This window comes from Streptomyces sp. CT34 (genome assembly GCF_000805335.1).
Classification (GTDB): domain Bacteria; phylum Actinomycetota; class Actinomycetes; order Streptomycetales; family Streptomycetaceae; genus Streptomyces.
In genome coordinates, this window is the sequence record NZ_JSFP01000300.1 from 1 (window position 1) to 1614 (window position 1614).

1 protein-coding gene and 1 pseudogene are annotated in these 1614 nt (G+C 68.3%); one reads left to right on the forward strand and one right to left on the reverse strand.

Features of this window, described 5'->3' with window-relative positions:
* Positions 1-906: APC family permease (locus RZ84_RS00030; protein ID WP_043262601.1), on the forward strand; the 906-nt coding region annotated here is incomplete at its 5' end.
* 160 nt (positions 907-1066) lie between these two features.
* Here the strand turns inward: RZ84_RS00030 and RZ84_RS00035 are convergent.
* A pseudogene (locus tag RZ84_RS00035) lies at positions 1067-1614 on the reverse strand (IS30 family transposase); the annotation flags it as partial.

Below are 1614 nucleotides of genomic sequence, written 5' to 3' on the forward strand. Positions count from 1 at the left end.
CTGCCGCGCGCCACCATCGGCTCGGTGGTGATCGGTGCGGTGATCTACACCGCGCTCCAGGTCGTCTACATCGGCGCCCTGCCGCTGGCCTCCTTCGCCCACGGCTGGGCCAAGCTCGACTACGCCGGCATCAGCGGCCCCTGGGCCGGACTGGCCACCGTGGTCGGCCTGGGCTGGCTGGGCTGGGTCCTGTACGCCGACGCCATCATCTCCCCCGGCGGCACCGGCCTGATCTACACCACCTCCACCTCCCGTATCTCCTACGGCCTGAGCAAGAACGGCTACGCACCCCGGCTCTTCGAGAGGACCGACGGCCGCGGCGTACCGTGGTTCGGCCTGATCATCTCCTTCGTGACCGGCGTGATCTGCTTCCTGCCCTTCCCCAGCTGGCAGCAACTCGTCTCCTTCATCACCTCCGCCAGCGTCCTGATGTACGCCGGCGCCCCGCTGGCCTTCGGAGTGTTCCGCCGGCGGCTGGCCAACCACGAGCGTCCCTACCGCCTCCCCGGCGGCAATGTGCTCTCCCCGCTGTCGTTCGTCGTCGCGAGCCTGATCATCTACTGGGCCGGCTGGGACACCCTCCAGCGGCTCGGCTGGGCGATCATCATCGGCTACGTCCTGCTCGGCAGCTACGCCGCCTATGCCACGAAGAGGCAGCTGCCGAACGCGCCGAGGTTGGACTGGAAGGCCGCGCAGTGGCTCCCGGTCTACCTGATCGGTATGGGGGTCATTTCCTGGCAGGGTGGCTTCGGTGGTAAGGGCCACATCCCGCTCTGGTGGGACATGGCGATCGTCGCGCTGTTCTCCGTCGGCATCTACTACTGGGCCCGGGCCACTGCCGTCCCGGCCGAGGCCATCGAGCAGAACATCGAGGAGGTGGCGGTCGTCAACGAGGGCGGCCACTGAGCCCAACCCCACGTCCCGCGACCTGGCCTCCCGGCCCGGCCGACCCGTACCCGGGTCCCTGGCCGACGACGTCGTGCCAGACATGGAGGCCATGGTCCATACGCACGCGGGCCCCGTCCGGGCGAATTCCAGGGGTCGTTGCAACACCGTGGTGAGTTGATCAAGCCGCGATCAGTTTAGACAGACGCTCGGCTGGGGTTTCCCAGTCGAGCGTCTTGCGTGGGCGGCTGTTCAGCTCGGCGGCGACGGCGTCCAGCTCCTCGCGGGTGTGCCGGGGCAGGTCGGTGCCCTTGGGGAACTACTGCCGCAGCAGGCCGTTGGAGTTTTCGTTGGAGCAGCGCTGCCAGGGGCTGGCCGGGTCGCAGAAGTAGACCGGGATGTCGGACGTGACGGTGAAGTGGTGGTGGTAGGCTATCTCTGTGCCCTGGTCCCAGGTCAGCGACCGCATCAGATGAGGCGGAAGGGTTTGGACGGTCTCCACCAGTGCCGTGCGGACGGCAGCGGCTGAGTGCCCGCGGGGAAGATGGACGAGCATCAGGTAGCGCGTGCTGCGTTCGACCAGCGTCGCGATGGCGGAGCGGTTGTTGCTGCCGATGATGAGGTCGCCTTCCCAGTGGCCGGGAACGGCGCGGTCGGCGACCTCGGCAGGCCGATCGCTGATCATGACCATCGGGTGCGGGAACCGCTGCCTACGGCTCCCCGCCCCCC